15 protein-coding genes are annotated in these 17269 nt (G+C 46.7%); 4 read left to right on the top strand and 11 right to left on the bottom strand.

The features are described from left to right. Positions 1-9: 9 nt before the first annotated feature. The 4 genes from ACYCSE_RS12565 to ACYCSE_RS12550 form a co-directional block, all read right to left on the bottom strand. Complete coding sequence (locus tag ACYCSE_RS12565) at positions 10-465, bottom strand: MerR family transcriptional regulator (RefSeq protein ID WP_459702407.1); 456 nt, start codon at positions 463-465, stop codon at positions 10-12. Between the two features lie 350 nt (positions 466-815). Further along, a complete protein-coding gene (locus ACYCSE_RS12560) occupies positions 816-917 on the bottom strand; it encodes a hypothetical protein (protein WP_014599460.1) in 102 nt (33 codons plus the stop codon). Positions 918-1030: 113 nt separating this feature from the next. Next, positions 1031-1615, bottom strand: coding sequence for a TetR/AcrR family transcriptional regulator (locus tag ACYCSE_RS12555; RefSeq protein ID WP_459702511.1), 585 nt, complete (start codon positions 1613-1615; stop codon positions 1031-1033). A 254-nt stretch (positions 1616-1869) separates the two neighbouring features. Continuing rightward, positions 1870-2481 (bottom strand): pyridoxamine 5'-phosphate oxidase family protein, encoded by a 612-nt coding sequence (locus ACYCSE_RS12550; protein WP_061831284.1) that lies wholly within the window; start codon positions 2479-2481, stop codon positions 1870-1872. 115 nt (positions 2482-2596) lie between these two features. Between ACYCSE_RS12550 and pdxR the strand changes: the two genes are divergently transcribed. Together pdxR and ACYCSE_RS12540 are read left to right on the top strand one after the other, a co-directional pair. After that, complete coding sequence (gene pdxR, locus ACYCSE_RS12545; protein WP_459702406.1) at positions 2597-4135, top strand: MocR-like pyridoxine biosynthesis transcription factor PdxR; 1539 nt, start codon at positions 2597-2599, stop codon at positions 4133-4135. A gap of 122 nt (positions 4136-4257) precedes the next feature. Next, complete coding sequence (locus ACYCSE_RS12540; protein ID WP_061831282.1) at positions 4258-4686, top strand: DUF1259 domain-containing protein; 429 nt, start codon at positions 4258-4260, stop codon at positions 4684-4686. Positions 4687-5017: 331 nt separating this feature from the next. Here the strand turns inward: ACYCSE_RS12540 and ACYCSE_RS12535 are convergent, their stop codons facing one another. Continuing rightward, the gene (locus ACYCSE_RS12535; protein WP_235307190.1) at positions 5018-5656 is read right to left on the bottom strand and encodes a pentapeptide repeat-containing protein; all 639 of its coding nucleotides are present in this window, start codon (positions 5654-5656) and stop codon (positions 5018-5020) included. A gap of 151 nt (positions 5657-5807) precedes the next feature. On the opposite strand from ACYCSE_RS12535, the gene ACYCSE_RS12530 reads away from it, so the two are divergent. Next, positions 5808-9107, top strand: a complete 3300-nt coding sequence (locus tag ACYCSE_RS12530) for a DUF5695 domain-containing protein (protein WP_459702405.1) — start codon at positions 5808-5810, stop codon at positions 9105-9107. 269 nt (positions 9108-9376) lie between these two features. Here ACYCSE_RS12530 and ACYCSE_RS12525 read toward each other — a convergent pair whose 3' ends face one another. Then, positions 9377-10423: a hypothetical protein gene (locus tag ACYCSE_RS12525; protein WP_459702404.1), complete on the bottom strand. Its 1047-nt coding sequence runs from the start codon at positions 10421-10423 to the stop codon at positions 9377-9379. A gap of 173 nt (positions 10424-10596) precedes the next feature. Between ACYCSE_RS12525 and ACYCSE_RS12520 the strand changes: the two genes are divergently transcribed. Beyond that, a complete protein-coding gene (locus ACYCSE_RS12520; RefSeq protein WP_459702403.1) occupies positions 10597-10983 on the top strand; it encodes a hypothetical protein in 387 nt (128 codons plus the stop codon). Positions 10984-11099: 116 nt separating this feature from the next. Here ACYCSE_RS12520 and ACYCSE_RS12515 read toward each other — a convergent pair whose 3' ends face one another. The 5 genes from ACYCSE_RS12515 to ACYCSE_RS12495 form a co-directional block, all read right to left on the bottom strand. Continuing rightward, the gene (locus ACYCSE_RS12515) at positions 11100-11927 is read right to left on the bottom strand and encodes a carbohydrate ABC transporter permease (RefSeq protein ID WP_459702402.1); all 828 of its coding nucleotides are present in this window, start codon (positions 11925-11927) and stop codon (positions 11100-11102) included. After that, complete coding sequence (locus ACYCSE_RS12510; protein ID WP_023986930.1) at positions 11924-12808, bottom strand: carbohydrate ABC transporter permease; 885 nt, start codon at positions 12806-12808, stop codon at positions 11924-11926. The genes ACYCSE_RS12515 and ACYCSE_RS12510 overlap by 4 nt, the downstream gene beginning before the upstream one ends. Positions 12809-12846: 38 nt before the next feature. Next, positions 12847-14127 (bottom strand): ABC transporter substrate-binding protein, encoded by a 1281-nt coding sequence (locus tag ACYCSE_RS12505; RefSeq protein WP_459702401.1) that lies wholly within the window; start codon positions 14125-14127, stop codon positions 12847-12849. Between the two features lie 219 nt (positions 14128-14346). Then, the gene (locus ACYCSE_RS12500; protein ID WP_459702400.1) at positions 14347-15414 is read right to left on the bottom strand and encodes a response regulator transcription factor; all 1068 of its coding nucleotides are present in this window, start codon (positions 15412-15414) and stop codon (positions 14347-14349) included. Continuing rightward, on the bottom strand, positions 15411-17210 hold the full coding sequence (locus ACYCSE_RS12495; protein ID WP_459702399.1) for a sensor histidine kinase: 1800 nt from the start codon (positions 17208-17210) through the stop codon (positions 15411-15413). Before ACYCSE_RS12495 ends, ACYCSE_RS12500 begins: the two co-directional genes overlap by 4 nt. Positions 17211-17269: the final 59 nt, after the last annotated feature.

Raw genomic sequence — 17269 nt, 5'->3', positions numbered from 1 at the left:
ATGTTCTTGTTATGACGGGTCGTGATCAAGTTCCTCATCCAGAAGAACCTTGCGTTCACGCACCCTAACCCGCAACTCCTCCAGCTCAGTCTGGAGCATACGGATGCTGTTGATTTTTCCCTCCATTAATTCCAACTGTTCATTCAATGTACTTTCCATATCCTCCAACATGGCCCGTCGCTCGTTCGGTTGCAAATGCTCTGTTCGCTCGCGATATTCCTCCCGCTGACCCTTAAGCATTTCCGCTGCGGACATGTAACGCTGAAGCTCTTGCAAGGAGAATCCAAGTACTTCCTTGGCACTCACTATTTTTTTTAGTAAATCCACATCCTCCTGCGAATACAGGCGCATATTCCCTTCACTGCGCTGCGGAGAGGGCAATAAGCCGATTTCCTCATAATAACGAATGGTTCGCTTCGTCAGACCACATTGCTTGGCGACCTCATCAATTTTATACGTAACCATGACACCCACCTTATGAAAAAGATTATATATAAATACTACGCCTCTATAACGTTAACGTCAACGTAAACTTTTATATAAAAAAGAAACCGCCTCTATTAGAGACGGTTCCTAGTTTGGCTTGCACGGTCATAGACCCGAGCATCGGTGCTCAAGCCCATGAATATCGCTTTAGATGAAAATGGTACGTGTGATGATAACCAACAAAATGAAGAGTACCAGAATAACACCAGTGGAAGTAAACATGTTGTAGCCACCACCACCGCAACCTCTTTCTACTTCACCCATCTTAAGTTCCTCCTCCCTCTGTCGATTACAACAAATCGCCCGAAATCAGATTCATGAGCTACGAATTAGATGACGAATGCTTTGGAAATAATAACGAGCAGGATGAAAAGTACCAGAATCGCTCCTGTAGATGTAAAAGCTCCATAACCAGCGCCTACTCCAGACATGGTGATTCCTCCCTTCATGGTTTACAAGAGCATCTTATGCTTATGCCATCATTCATGATAGGGACAAATGCCGCGCCTGCCGCCCAAATCTAGGTTGGGATTGTATAGTCCTGTTATTCTTCGGACCCGAGCATGCCGTGATACAGGAGGTTTCGTGCCTGCTTGGCAAGCACAGACGGACTTTCACGTCCAGGTAGCAATTTAGTTAACGTCAGCCGTTCAATCAAGCCGATCACGCATTCTGCTGTCAGTTCAGGGTCCAGTTCCTCACGGCAGGAGCCCCATCGTTGCGCCGCCAGCAGATGCCTTTTAATATGCTCGGCCATTTCCGCCTTAATGCGCACCGAGTCTGCCGCCTGGTAAAATCCGACACGAGTGATCGCCGGATTGTTAGATAACACGCGAAAAATAGCTTCCAGAAACACTTGTCCCCGTCTCAAAATTTCAGCCTCGCTTTGGTCTGGGCCAATCTTCATGCTTTGTACCGTATCATTCACCAAAGTACGAAAGCTCTCCACAAGCTCCTCATACATTTGTTCCTTGCTTTCAAAATGAATATAAAAATCCGGCTGCGTCAATCCTGCACGTGCCGCGATCGAACTTACCTTAGTCTGATAAAACCCCGTCTGAGCGAACTCTTCAGCCCCCGCTTCCAGTAACAACCTTCGACTTTCCCGACTTCTGACTCCTGCTCTCATCACGGTCTTGCCCCCTTACGCCACAAATCTATCGTATTATAAAGTTCCTTTGCAGTAAGAACAATGGGCTTGAGGATGATATATACCTGTCCTTCAAAAGTCCTAATACAGAAGGACTGAAAGTTTTGGAAAATCAAGGGCAACTGCCTACAAGGTATAATTAACCAATTGGATGGTGAGCGAGCAGGAATTATTACGTTGAATTCAAATATTTATAATTGAGGATTTTGCAAAATCCTGACTTTCGATATATATCAATGATGAGGACAATATTTGCGCATCATCTCAATCGTTGTCAGATCATCATCCAGCCCCCGTTGTTGCAAGCCGTCGATAATTTGCTGACGTTCCTGATCTTTGACATTTTGACCGAATTTAAACTTGGCAGTCCATTCCTCTGGTACAATTTTGATCAGAGCGACCCCTTTCAAGCGTGAAGCATACCGAGAATCGCTGGCATCAATCGTGTCATACCCGCCTTCCGGTTGCAGCTTACTCATAAAAATGGAAAAGGCCGATGCTTTTTCTTCCAAATCCACTACATGCTCCGCATGACCACGCACGGTAATACTTTTAAAAAATGATGTCGCAGGACATGCCATATGTTCATCCGTAAAATAAGACGGAATGAGCGCATATTCTTTGGCGGCTGAAAAAGTAACCCGATTATCCTCTTTCATCCGTTCCATCTTTTCTCCAGCACGGCTGCCATGAATATAAAAAACGCCATTTCCATAAGCGAAGTTTAAGGGAACCACACGCGGAAAACCATCCTCGCTGTTCATGCCTAAAAATCCGAAACTGACCTCGCTCAGAAACTGCTCTATTTCCTCTTGTTCTGCCACCGTAAATTCTTTTCTTCTCACAAGGGACTCTCCTTCCATCTATTGACCAATGATACATTTCAGATTATGTTGAAAATGGATTCATAAAAAGATCCAATATGAATGAAAATGAGTGGTCCAATCGAAGGAGAAGAGTATGGATATTACAATTGCTTATCAGCGTGCGCTTCAAAAGTATCATTTAAAATATTTGGCATTGTATCATGCTCTTCGTGAGGGAATCCTCAATGGCTCCCTTGCCAGTGGTACGCGTCTGCCTTCTACTCGTGATCTGGCTGTGATGTATGGAATTTCGCGAGGGAGTGTTAAAGAAGCCTACGATATGCTGTTGGCAGAAGGATATGTGGATTCGGTAGTAGGCAGAGGAACCTTTGTTATGGAACAGACTGCGATGCTGCCCGACAAATCTCTAATCAACCAGCAGAACCAAAATTCACCTGTTGCAAAACAAAAAGCCCCTGCTCTGTCAGCATGGGGACAACGAATCATGCAGATCGAAAGGGAACGAAACTTACAGTCGTCTCCTGCTTCTGCTACAGATAGAGACAGTGCGCAACCGCCTTTGATTTCTTTTCAGGCAGGAGAAGTTGTATTGGAGGGCAATTCACAGATCGCATGGAAAAGCGCAATGACTGCCGCTGGAAAAGATCTGCAAAAGCCCTCGGCTGACGCGACGACTGCACCAGTGAGCGGTGATGAATGGCTGCGTGAAGCGATTTGCCATCATGTTGGCAGGACACGCGGAATTACGGCCACGCCGGATCAAGTCGTATTATGCAGTGGTTCCATGGAAGTGATCACGTTATTAAGTCAGTTGCTTATTCATGAACAAGATCGAATTGTATTGGAGAATCCCTGTTATTCCGGCATCTACCGTGCAGTTACTGCCTCAGGCGGACAGATACACGCTGCTGAAATGGATCAACATGGAATTGTCCCACAGGATTGGGATTCCAAATTGCTGTTTGTTACGCCGGGACGTCAGTTTCCAACGGGTGCTGTGTTGCCATTAGCACGCCGTCAACACATTTTGCAATGGGCAGCATCCAAGGGAGCGTGGATCATTGAGGACGATTATGACAGTGAATTCCGCTGGGCAGGACGACCCATTGAACCATTAAAAGCACTGGATCGCGCGGAATGTGTGATCTATGTCGGTTCCTTTTCCAAAAGCATGTTCAGCAGCCTTCGACTTGGGTTTGCGATTCTGCCCGTTGAATTGGCCCAAGCGCTGACAGCTGCCAAACGACTATATGATCCCCTGCCGCCTGCCCGCTTAGAACAGCGCGCACTGGCACGTTTTATGATGCGCGGCGACTATGTACGCCATGTGCGTCGGATGACTCGAATATACAGATCACGCTACGACGTGTTTCAGCGTGAAATACAGCAGTTAAGTGAACTGTTTCACTGGCATCAGAACGATTGCGGACTACATGCCTATGCCATCTGGAAGCATGAGTCTGCCCAGTATCATCATATGATGCGGACAGCACGATTTTACGGAGTCGCTTGGCGTGATGCCGCCGATTACCAACTGACACCGGGACCTCCATCAGCCTGCTTTATCTTTGCCCATTTAACGGAGCAACAAATTATGGAAGGGTTTAATCGTCTGCGCCAGGCATGGGACAGTATCAAACATGAGTATCACGGAGCAAAGCTGAGGCTTTAAAAGGGTGCTCCATTCGTACTTTGTATATAGCAAATTAGACTAATGATAAAGAAGACTTACCCTTCCCATTCCCTTACTTTTTCATATGATGCTAGTAATTCAAAAGAATTGGAGTGAGAGAAATGGCAATTAGTCCGCTTTGTAGACAGTTTGCAGCTATATTAAAAGCAACACCTCAAATCATTAACGGAGTTTGTACTGCATCTACAGTCAGAAATAACATCAAGCCGATCATTTTAGGGAAAAAGACCAGATCCTTTCTTGCAATCCCCCAAGCTTTTTCTTTCGAAAGTATTGGCCGTAACGGAAAAGGATTATGTCTTGGTGAAACCGTGATTTTGACCGCAGAAATTAATCCATTTATTTCTCGACTTCGTAAACATGGTGTCAAAGTAACGGCACTGCACAATCACTGGCTATTCGATAACCCCAATCTCTGGTACATCCACTTCGAAAAAGTAGAAAAGCCGCTTGTTTTCGCCACTGAAGTGCGTGACGCGCTTAATGTCTTGACAACGAAGCCTGTACGGCCGGTTATTAAAAAAAAATAAGCTATCAATAAATGCAAGAGATCCGCTTAGGCGGATCTTCAGAGTGTCGAGAAAGTCCAGAGGACTTTTCGACACTTCTATTTTTATATGGGGAGACGCATCTTTTAAAACAAAAATCGATTTAAAACGATCTGAGGACCCTAGTTTTTAGACCACTAAGACAGTTTTAAACCCCCTGCAAAAAAACAGGGGGTTTCTCGACAATCTGGAGATCCGCTTAGGCGGATCTTTTTTTGTTATGGGCGGAACATAGACCCCTTACGGATAAGCAAACATCATATTAAACATCTGCGCCAGGCATGAGAGCGTAATAAAAATCAGGAAGAACCCCTTATTTAATCACTAGCCCCAAAAGGCCCACAAATGATGAAGCCTGATGCGGTGAAATGATGCAGCCATTCAAATCTTCTATATCCACCTGTAACCCATCAAATTCGCAATCGCTCAGATCAATCCCTTTGAGCTTGGATCCGGATAGCATCGCTTGATCCAGATTGCAACGGTTAAAAAAGGTTTTTTGTAGTGTTAAATGATACAGATCGGCACTTATTAAAGAACAATCTTCAAAACCAACTTGCTTAAAATTAGCAAAACGGAACATCGAATAATCCCCTAAGCAATCCGAAAAACGAACGTTTTGGAGCCTGCTTCTGGAAAAGTCTGTTCCAAGCAATTTGCAGTTCCTGAACTCTACCCGATGGATAAAGGAACCGGAAAAATGAACATTAGACAGATCGCATTTATCAAAAATGACGTCTGTCCATTCACTTTCCGGCAATGACGATTCCATGATCGTTACATTTTTAAAAGTCATCTTCTCTAATGAAACCTTAACCGCTTCCACATTATCCAAAATCATATCCTCTACAGACCCCATACGATATTCGCCTTTGGATCGTAAGGAATACATTTCTTCATTTAATACGGGCAAGTCGACAGGAATCTTCGGCAACTCCATTTTAATTTTCATAATACCTCTACCTCCACGATTGAGCGCCCTCTAGGACATTTATATGAATCTATTTTCTATCAATTCTCATACATAGGGTAGCAAAAGTATTTCTCACACATATATTAACGTAGTGAGCACGCTCACGAACCTTTGTTAGGAGGTTGATAGCATGGCAGTACAACTATCTAATCAAGTGTTCTCCATCTCTGTCGGAGATTACGGCGATCTCTCTTCCTTACGGCTGGTAGGGGACACTTTTAATACCAACTATGTCATGAACAGCTCCAACGCACCTAAACAGAATACGTCGGATCATCAGTGGCTGGGTGAACTCATGTTCACCTATCGTCTCGGCAATGGAGCGTGGACTCGGGCATGGACAAGTAATTCTGCTGATGCGCGCCAGATCACCTCTTCTGGAAACAGTGTCCAGGTAGCCTATCAGAATTCATCAAACAATCAGGGAATACGTAATTTCATTTTACATGAAACGTATTCGTTGGTTAACGATTATTTGCATTGGCAAATGAAAGTAACAAACACCTCTAATCAAACGCTGGAGATCGGAGATTGGGGACTGCCGCTTCCGTTTAACGAGTACTGGTCCGGTGGCAATAATGAACAAATTTATGAAACCAGAGTACTCTCACACTCCTTTGTAGGCCATAATAGCTCCTTTATTACCGCCGGACGACCTAGCGGCATCGGACCGTATGTACTGCTAATCCCTGATACCTCAACGGGTGCTGGTCTCGAATATCAGGACCATTGGAGAACTGAGGAGCATCCCGGCAGCACTTGGGCTATGGAGCAAGGTGGCTGGTCCGAAGGACTGAATGTGTTCTATATCCACTCCAATGTCATCAAGAGCACCAACCGTGGTTATCTCGGAAGCACCAGTCTGTCGCTGGCTCCTGGTGAAAGCAAAACGTATGCCTTTAAATTTTATAAAGTAGCGGACGAGCAGGCTGTAAAGGACAGGCTGTACAGTGAGGGACATGTGGATGTGACCGTGGTTCCGGGTATGATTTTCCCGACCAATCTCAAGGCCAAATTCGATCTGCATACCAGCAAATCCATTACCTCTGTCACAGCGCAATATCCGTCCGAAACGACCATCAGCTATCTGGAAACAGCCCCTACAAACCATAAAATATATGAACTTACCCTGGGACGACTGGGACATAACAATATTACTGTAAACTATGGTAACGGCGAAAAAACCGTTCTCCAGTTCTATGCCATCGAGCCAGTCGAAGCTGCACTTCAGCGTCACTCTACCTTCATGGTCAACAGCACCCAATGGAACGTGCCGGGCGACCTGAGGGACAAGGTCTTTGATGACTGGATGATGCAATACAAGGCCAAACGCAACAGCTTTGCTGGCTACTGGGGCTGGGGTGATGATTGGGGACTAACTCACGGCCAGTTTCTGGCAGAGAAAAACGTTCAGAAGCCCGTAGCATCTGAAATCAAGGCAGTCGATGATTATTTGGAGGTGGCCATCTGGACGAATTTGATGGAAGGCCATCATACCGATTATCTGGTTCCTGATTTCCTGATGCCCCAGCCTAATACGACACCAACGTACCGGGGCTATGCCTATCCGCACATTTATAATACATTTTTTAGCATGTATAAACTTGCCAAGCTGTATCCCAACCTGATCAGCTATCGCAATAGCAAAAACACATATTTGCTACGTGCTTATCGTATTTTTAAAGCGTTGTATGAAGGCCCTGTTGCTTATAATTGGAACACGGGACTCATAGGTGAGCTAACTACACCTGATATGATTAAAGCGCTTCAGGAAGAAGGCTTGACCACAGAGGCTAACGACCTGATTGCCAAAATGACTACCAAGTACAACAATTTCAAAAACACCACCTATCCTTATGGCTCTGAGTATAACTATGACAATACAGGTGAGGAAGCCGTATATACACTCGCCAAAATGAACAACAACACGACCATGATGAGCAAAATCAACGCCAAAACGCGTGCTGCACGCGGTCAGATGCCTGTCTGGTACTATTACGCCGATCCGGTCACCATCACCGGAGAGAATTGGTGGAACTTCCAGTACACCACTTCACTGGCCGGCTATGCGATGGATGACTGGACACGTCGGCATTCGTCCAAGCCCGAAGTGGATCAGCGTCTGTCCTATGCCGCCAAGCTGGCGAACATCGGGGCGATTAACTCGGGACAGATCAGCTCTGATCCTGCCAATATCGGGGCGGTATCGTGGACATATCAGGCGGGCAAGGGCAATTATGGCGCACTCGGTCTGGACGGCGGCCCCCTCTTTAACGGATGGCGCGGGATGTCCGGGGAAGCCGACCTGGGGCTATTTGGAGCCATTAAAATCCTAAGCTCGGATGTTGCTGTAGATCCAATATTCGGTTTGTTCGGCTATGGCTGTGACGTTACAGAAAGCAATAACAGCTACGCGATCACTCCAAAGGACGGTGTATTCCAGCGACTGCATCTGATCACCCAAAAGCTGAGTTTGGAGCTGAATCGGGACCAATATAGCTCGGCCATCGTGTCTAAGTCCAAGAACAGCATCCGCCTGAAGCTGAAAAACATGACCCCAGGCACGACTCACACCACCCTTATGAGCTTGACCGGACTTGCGGCAGGTACGTATGACGTGCTCGTAGACGGCACAATAAACGGATCAGTCACGGCTGCTAACAGCTCTACGACCATGGTCAGACTGAATATCGGTACGGCAGCCAACTATGATATCCGTATCCAGTCGAGTACAGACAACCCGTCTCCCGCCGGAGACATTGTAGCCCGTTATGAATTTGACGAAACGGCCGGATCTACCGCAGCCGATTCGTCAGGTTATGGACAGCAGGCCAGTGTAAATGGAGGGGCGTGGGGAGCTGGACGGAAAGGCAATGCCCTGCACTTTAACGGTACAGACGCCTATGCTAGCCTGCCCGGTGGTATCGTTAGCAGCCTAAATGACTTTACGATTGCCGCGTGGGTACGGGTGAACACGCATAACGGCTGGGCACGCCTGTTTGATTTTGGAGCAGGCACGAATCGGTATATGTTTTTGACACCCAAAGCCGAGGGAACCGGTATGCGCTTTGCTATCACCGTCTCGGGGAACGGAGAGGAACAACAGTTGAATGCGCCAGAGCTGGCAACAGGGGTTTGGAAGCATGTCGCCGTGACTTTGTCAGGCAATACTGGAATGATGTATCTGGACGGTGTAGAGGCGACGCGTAACACGAACATGACGCTCAAGCCTTCCAGCCTTGGACTGACAGACCGGAACTACATTGGGAAATCCCAGTTTGATGATCCCTACCTGAACGGTGCAGTGGATGAACTGATTATTTACAACAGAGCCCTAACCGCTCAGGAAATCCGGGGCTTGGCCTCGGCAAGCAGCACCATTACAGCCCATGATGTGGGAGCCCATTCATATGCTGAAGGAGCAGATTAGAATGTATTCATTCATGCCGTTAACGTTTTAGATTATGAATGATTTGTACCGTGAATGATTTGCGTCGTGAATCATTATCGTCGTAAATGATTGGTATCGTGAATGATGCTTCCTATATTAGCTCCACCCCCGGATTACTTAAGTTAAGTCTATAATCAGGGGAGAAATCCGGGGAGATGATGCTTCCGAAGCAAGCAGTCCTTCGGAAAGCTTTTAAAGCGACCGCTTTATCGGGACGATCAGCGGCAGCTTTTCCATCTGTAGGGCGTTTAGCTTCGTCTAATGCGTGTCGTTCTTGGTCTTAAGCTCACCAGTTCCTCACTGGTGAGCTGCCTAGTATAGGAGCGAGGGGAAGATCCTGTATCTACCCTGAGCACCCGGCCTGCCCCGTTGGGGCGGGCTACCCGTGTGTTGAATACCTGCATCGCCCACTGCACCGGAAAGGCTATAGATAAGCGACCATCTGCCGTGCCTGCATAGTTGACCGCAGCTGCATAATTATCTGACTGTCTGAGCCATACAGAGCCAGAATCCCCAGGTAGTGATACGGGAGTCGTACCTCTAATAACCGTCTGATCTTCGAAGGTCAGCAGGCCCAACTCCCCGCCATAATTGATTTGCAGGTCCGTATAGACGGACTCTACCGTGCCATTGACCCGTCCGGTCGTACGCCCAACCTTCTTCAATCTTTCTCCTATGCGATATGCGGTAACATGACCTGGAATCGCTCCTACCGTAGCGTAACGCGGATTGAGCAGGTTGTTACGGGTCGGAAGCGAAAGCGCCGCATCAATCAGGTTTGTACCGGTGGGATTCAAGCGTACGTAACGATACAGCCTTCCTATACGATCCTGAGTAACCGTCCCCCCATCGGCTCCGCCTGGCTGTATTGTAGCCGCCCGATTGTCTGTATTGGAGGGATTGAGGACGTGGTTATTGCTAAAAATATAACGCGTCGCCGGCGCTCCAGTTGGGGCAACGATGAGTCCGGTTGAACCGGAGCCTTCAATCGTCCCGACACTGTAGCCGGCGATGACCGGGCGTATGCGCACTTTGTAGTCCGTGGCATTGGCTCTGATCTTTCCAGTTTTTACAATTCGGACTGGAACGTTCGTTTTCTTTCCTAAGGCGGTGGCCGACAGGAGTCCAGTAGAGGCCGACGCTAGACGGTCCGTATACACAATGACAGCGGCTCCCTTTTTGGGATGGGCAGGGTCCCTGTATCCTACGCCAATGCCGTGGACACCGGACATTTTTAAGACTCGCTTGGCCATCCGCTTTTTCACTTGAAGCGCGGCCGAGAAGGTAGCCAACATAATCATCTCCTTTTACATTCAGATGAAATATTGTATGGCTAAGGCCGCTTCGCGTTCCTTTTGATCATACGATCGCTGTATTGAAAGGCATATGAAAACATTCCAAAAAATGGTATACTCATTTCCGAAATTGACATCTTATCATTTGATTCTAATGTTCGAGGAGGTACTTTATGTTTTCAATCATGTTGACATACAGCATACAAGCAATTGTAATTTTACTAATTATCTTTGAATGGTTGAGAAACAACAGAAAAAAAATAGGTTGGGGATCACTTTCACTGCTTTTATCTCTTCTTGGTATGGCTGTTTCTTTCGAATTTGGCAATTACATATTGGGAGACCAGTTGCTTTCCTTTTTAGGATTGCCCGCCTGGTCTAACAGTGTTGATAATACTAGGTTTCACTACACCATTTTTCTATCCAGTATTTTTTTTATTCCCAGTTTAGTCATTGGATATAAAAATCCTAAAGAGTTTGGAGCTACGATCGGAAAACGGGTTTCCAGTATATATCTAACTTTGATCATCATTTCGCTTTTATTTTTTATTATCAGCTAATTTCTCGAAGTAACGTTGGATGTCCAAAACAAAAGCCTTCCTTGTTTATAGGAAGGCTTTGATCTTTATGTCATAGGGGCGATAGAAAGTACCATCTGATTGCCCGCCGTCTCCAGTTATCCCTTAACCGCTCCCTCTGCGATACCCTCCATGATGAATTTCTGGAAGAAGGCATAGATCAGGATAACCGGGATGGAGGTCAGTACAAGTGCGGCCAGAATAAGCGACCAATCCTTGTTGTACTCTCCAAACAGCGTATTGGTCGAGAGAATTAGAGTGTAATGGTTCACATCCGTCAGCATTAACAATGGAAGCAAAAAGTCGTTCCAAATCCACAGAAAATCCAAAATCGCGATGGTAACTGTGATCGGCAGCAGCAAAGGAAATATAATGCGAAAGAACGTTTGAAACTCATTACAGCCGTCCATTTGTGCGGATTCTTCCAGCTCACGCGGGATGGATTTGACGAATCCATGATACAAAAAGATCGCCATATTCACACCCAAGCCGATATAGATCAGGGCCAAGCCGTACGTACTGCCTTGAACGGACAAATCTTTTGCCATTCGTGTAAGCGTTATCATAATGGAGTGAAACGGCACCAGCATCGATGCGACAAACAAGAAGAAAATCGCACTGCTCAGTTTCCCCTGTGTACGAGACAGCTTGTAGCCTGCCAGTGCCGAACAGATCACAATGCCACCAATGCCGATAAAAGAAATAATCGTGGAATTAAGAGCGCTGTTCAGCAAATGAGTCTGATGAAAAGCCTGACTGTAATTTTCAAAGTGAAGCTTCGTCGGCAGCGCCGTAAAGGATGCAAACATCTCACCCTGTGTTTTAAACGAGTTAATTACCGCCATGTAGATTGGGAAGAAGGACACGACAGCGCCCACGCACAGAATCAGCATAATCAGCAAGGAATTAGCTTTCTTCAGCCTCATGCCTCCACCTCCCTCTTCTTCATGACACGCAGCTGAATCAGGGTGAAAATAAGAACAATCGCGAACAAAATAACAGATTTGGCGCTCGCATAACCATAACGGAAGTTGTTGGAGAACGCCTCCTCATAAATGTTCATCGTAATCACCTGTGTACTGCGCCCTGGCCCTCCGCCAGTCAGTCCGTATACGACCTCATACACCTTGAAGGCACCATTCAGCGTCAGGAAGAAACAGATCGTAATCGCATGAGTAATCATCGGCATCGTCACACTTCGCAATGTCTGAAATGCGTTCGCCCCGTCAATAATAGCAGCCTCCTTCAAGCTTTGTGGTACACCTTGAAGCGCAGCCAGATAGATGATCATCATATAGCCGACACCATTCCAGAGCGACACAATAATAATAGAGAAGAAAGATACTTTCGGATCGCCCAGCCACGATTGGCCCAAAAAGGCGATAGCCGTCTTTTCGGCGATCTGTGGCAGCACGGAAGAAAAAACGAATGTCCACATAAATGCGCTAATAATGGTACTGATCATATTGGGCATGAAAAATATCGTCCGGAAAAATCCTTTGGTACGTGTACGCGACTCAATCAACACTGCCAGAGCCAGTGCCAGTACATTTTGCAGCACAATCATCACTAATACGTATTTAAGGGTAAACCAAAGGGAATTGAGAAAATCGGGGTCTTCCTTCAACGATTCTACAAAGTTCCCCAAGCCGATAAAGCTGTAATTGGGATTCAATCCGTTCCAGTCTGTAAAGCTGTAGTACATGCCGCTGATCGTTGGAATGAGCAGGAAGATAGCATAAAAGATCAGCGCCGGGGCCGTAAACGCCAGTAGCATGACGTATTTTTTATAGATTTTAAAAGGCATGGAGTCTCTCCCTCCTGGTGTAATTCTATAGGTTACCGTTACTTGTTCACTTTGTTATACGATTTCCATGCCTTATCCAGCGCCTTAATGACATCATCCTGCGTGAGCTGACCAGCATAATAGGATTGTAGCGATTTGCCTGCCTCGTCCTTAACCGCTTGCGGGATAGATGGATCTTGGTACGACTTGCCTGCTTTTACGTATTCGGTAGCGTCATTAACCCAAGGATAGCTTTTAAACGTATGCACTTTGGAGATCGGGTTAAATTTCAATGCTTCATAGAACGCGCTAGAATCCTTGTCATCCAGCACATAGTTAACAAAATCGAGCGCAACCTCCTTATTCTTGCTTGTAGAGGATACAGCCAGCGAAGTCGAAGTGGACAAATTGATCAATGTCGCATTGGGATCGTCATTAATCGGCAGCGGTGCTACTCCAAAATCCATCTTCGGATCAGATTTTAAAATCGTTTCCGCAAACCACGGTCCCTGAATCCACATCGCCGCTTTACCCGAGGCAAACGCAGCCGATCCATCATCCCCGCCGATTTCCAGCGCCTTGTCAGTACCGTTACTATTCACCAGATCAATAATATCGAACATGCTCTTCATTTCGGAAAAGGAGCCTTGGTCCTGATTCATCCGTTCGATAAAATCTTTGTTCTGTGTGTTCATCATCGCACCTGCTGTCAGAGGCACGAACAGCTGTGGAATCCAGGATTCCTTGTAAGACAACAGGAACGGTTTCACATTATTCGCTTTCAGCTTCTCAACCACAGCCTTCATTTCGGTCAACGTTCCCGGCAGCTGCAAATCCAAATCCTTAAATATCTTTTTATTGTACAAGTAGCCCCATGAGATCGTTTCTAAAGGAACAGCTACGACCTTTCCGTCTTTGGTTGTCACCGAAGGCTTCACACTATCCATCAATTTGTTGACAAAAGGCTGACCGGACAAATCCTCCAAATAGCCCGCTTTATAAAACGGAGGAATTTCATTCACCGCGTGCAATGCAAATACGTCCGGCGCATCATTGGATGCGAGTCTTGTCTTCAAAATTTGTGCGGCGTTGTCAGCAGGCGGCATCTCCAGTTGCACCGTAACGTCGATATTTTTATCTTTCTTCTCTTTCGCTACGAAAGCATTAATGTATTTATCGTAGTGCTCCTTCAAACGAGGCTGAGCAATAAACATTTTGAGATTCACCGTTTTGCCGTCTCCACCGGAACCGCTGCTGTCACTGCCTGAAGAATTCGCTCCACACCCGGCCAATAACGTGCCAACCAGCATCGTGCTCAATACACATTTCCACATTTTCATGAAAAATGACCTCCCCTATTTTGAAAATAACCGTTACCCATCGGCAAATCAGTTGTTATTCAAAGCAGCTATGCCGCCGGTCTTCAACCTCTATTCAGCTCTGTGCAAACTTCATAAAGGCCAAATTCCTTTGTACTGCTTGTTTTGTATACGCTTTCATTATAGGATGAGAGGTCACTTCTGCCATTGGACACCCTTAGCTTATTGGATTGGACTTTTTTAAACTTCCTTCCTCATTTCACCGGGTGCCATGCCAAAATGCTTTTTAAATACCCGATAGAAATAAGACACATCCTCATATCCTGCCATCTCCGCGACTGCTTTGATTGAAATCTGTTTATTGACCAGCCATTCCCGCGCCTTTTCCATTCTTCGCTCTACAATGTAGTCCGTTACATTTTGACCATACTCCTGCTTAAATACCTTGCTCATATACTCTTTGCTCACAAAAAAGTTTTTTGCCAACTGCTCCAGTGTAATCGGCCCAGCAAAGTGACTGTCGATATATCGCCGTACTTCTTCTAAATTCAGTTTGTTTTTGTATTTCCGCTGCCGAATAAGCTGATCCAGTTCCTGAACATAGCACGACGATACGAGTTCCAGCGCATGTTCTACAGAGGATACGGCATCCTGCGACAGTGGGAATCCTGCCTTTGCCGTAGAAGTACCCAGCCCGTTATCCGCTGCGAGCTCTTTTAGCAGGGAAAGAAGCTCCTGCACCAGCCTGCCCAGCATATGTGGACTTGGTGCTCCATAACTCTCCAGCTCCTGCATAACCTGCCTACAAGTTATGTTCACCCCATCACGGTTCAACTCATTAAAATAAAGACGCAGCAGTTGCTTATACCGGGTCAGCTTGTGAAAAAACTCATAATCCAGCTCCGTCGCTTCTTGCTGCTGTTCAGCAGCCTTGACCTCCAGATCGTTTTTGCATTTGAGCAACACTGCATTCAGCTCTGCAGGATTGACTGGCTTTAACAAATAATCGACGGCCTTGTAACGGATGGCATGTTTGGCATACGTAAAGTCATCATATCCGCTCACGACAATGATTTTTACATCAGGACAATGGTTATTTAGCGCTTGCAGCAGCTCTACTCCGTCCGCACCCGGCATGTGCATATCAGTAATCACAATATGGGGAGCTAACTCCCCGACCAGCCTGAACGCCTCGTCTCCGTCTTCAGCCTCACCCACTACCAACATTCCAAGTTCTTCCCATGTGCCAAATGTCTTTAGAATATCGCGGTTCCATGGCTCATCGTCCACAATTAATACTCTGATCATACTTTTCCCTCCTCTGCTGAGGTAAATGGAATGCGGATAGTGACACGTGTACCGACTCCCTGCTCACTATCTATCGTCACTCCGTAGCGCACTCCAAAATTCATCCGTATGCGTGAAGACACATTGCTCAATCCGATATGACTACCCTGCGCCCAGATCGGTTCCTCCGACGCGTTTTCCAGCTTTGCCCGTACTTTTTCCAGCTTGTCCGGGGCCATGCCGTTTCCATTATCGCAAACTGTAATACACACATCTTCTTTCATAATCTCCACCCGAATCCCCATTCTCCATGCCCCCGCCTTTCGATCAAGACCGTGCTGAAACGCGTTTTCCAACAATGGCTGAAGCGATAGCTTAGGCAATCGAATATCCATCGCCTGTTCTTCCGTCTCCACCTGAAACACCAATCTTTGTGGAAATCGCCGTTGCTGGATGCGCATATAGTGTCCCACATGGTCGAGCTCTGCGCGTAAAGAGGCCAAATCCTGAGGTTCCCGTACCACGTAACGGAACATCTCACTCAGCGACCGAATGACTTCATAGGTGTCCTCCGGCTTTTGCGAAAACACCATACTTCCGATCATTTGCAGCGTATTTTGCAGAAAATGTGGATGAATCTGCGCTTGGAGCGCTTTCAATTCAGCCGTCTTTTTTTGCAAATTTATACTGTATTCCGCCTGAATATGCTCGCGAATTCGGCCTGCCATCCCATGCAGACTTCTTTCCAGCAGCCCAATCTCATCCGGGCGTGTACTTGGCTGTCCAATCGGTCCTTTGATCATATCCAGCTCCTGCACGGAACGCGCCAAATGAACAATCGGACGTGCAGTCCGCCATGCGATGAAAACGGCAATGCAGATGGAAACCAGGATTGAAATCACGCCGACGATAATACCATACAGCATCGTTGAAAAAGCGCTGTGGTTAATGGAGGAAGTGGGTACGATTTTGACCAGCTTCAGCCCAACTACATCCAGATCATTATAGAACACATAATGTTCAGCAGTTTGAATCATCCCGGGGCCCGGCTTAACGTCATGAAGAGCTGACAGCACACCTGCAGGAGGAGGCGACTGCCGAGCCTGTGCTGGATACATAACCCCGCCATCTGCATCTGTAATAAGCACCTGATGCTGATCCCCTCGTCCCAGCAGGCCCAGCGTCTGATCGAATTGCGACCACAATACATCCAAAGAAATAGCCCCCGTCTGCTTCTGGTCTTCAAAACGCCGAATACTGCGCGTCAAAATAAAGCGTTCGGGGTCAGAGGAGCTTGGACGAATCGAATAATCCTTATTCGCTTGCCACATCTCGGCATACTGTGGGGGAATACCGCTCACTGTCGTAATTTCATTTTGCATACTATTAAAGGTAAACAAGGTTTGCGATTGCTTCAAATAAAGCTGGATGCCGATCACATGACTTCCGGCCGAATAATACACATTCGCCATCGTATTCAGCATTTTTCGCTGGGCATTAAATTGGCTTGAAAGATTGTCAGGCTCGCGCTCATTCAAATAATCGCTCAGATCAGGGCTGATCTGAATGCTGTAAATCAGATGATTTAGACGATCTAGCTGGTCGCTGATATAGATCCCCGTCCATTTCATATTAGACATGTTCGTCTCTACTACTTCAGCTTCCATGGAAGCTCTACTTTTTTCCGCAGCCAGCACCGTGACAGCAATGACCGGCAGCACAGATAGAACAATCATCGTCAAGATCAGCTTGAGCTGAATGCTGCGTCGATACGGGGCCGTCAGCGCCCGGAACCAGCGAACTGCTCGGGTTGTCATAGCGATGCACTCCTCTATTCAGCCATATGCGAAAACGCCCCGCAATTCGCAGGGGCGCT

It is taken from the genome of Paenibacillus sp. SEL1, assembly GCF_054602535.1.
This window is presented reverse-complemented; position numbering and strand designations above follow the sequence as displayed.